The sequence below is a fragment of the Acidovorax sp. SRB_24 genome, assembly GCF_012931925.1.
Genome location: NZ_MWOM01000202.1, coordinates 1 through 605 on the forward strand (window position 1 = coordinate 1; position 605 = coordinate 605).

The 605-nt window shown below is 69.6% G+C and carries 1 protein-coding gene; it reads right to left on the reverse strand.

The features are described from left to right. A partial coding sequence (locus B2J89_RS21530; protein WP_240965114.1) for an amidase family protein occupies positions 1–605 on the reverse strand: 605 nt, incomplete at both ends.

The following is a 605-nucleotide window of genomic DNA, read 5'->3' on the forward strand; positions in this document are numbered from 1 at the left end:
CCGCTCGTCGTCGCCATAGGCGCCAATCACCTGCGTTCCCATCGGCAGGCCTTGCGGGCCGCGTGCAATCGGCAGCGAGATGCAGGGCAGGTGCAGCAGGCTCCACAGTGCGCCAAAGCGTGGCGAGCCCGAGTCCTTCAGCCCTTTGTCGGCTTCGCCCTCGGCCGGCGGGTAGAGCAGGCCATCGACATCGGCGAACAGCGCCTGCACCGCCTGGCGCGCGAGCGCTGCGCGCTGGCGCATGTCCAGGTACTCCTGCGGCGTGATGCCTTCGCCACCCGCCAGGCGCTGTTGCAGGCGCGTGCTGAAGTGGGCGCTGTGGTGCGCGCGTTCGTGCGCCAGCGACTGGCGCGCTTCGAAGGCGAACAAACGCGCTTGCATCTCGACGAGCGCTTCAATGTCTTCGGGCAGCTGGATGCGCACCACATGGGCACCATCCCGCTGCGCCTGCGCCGCGAGCTGCTCGATCGCCTCCACCATTTCGGGGCGCGCGTGCTCCCATTGCTTCGACATGCACACCGCCAGGCGCGGGCGCAGGGCGGCGCTCTGGGTCAGGCGCACGCCATGCAGGCCGAAGCTGAACAGCGCGGCGTCTTCCACCGTGC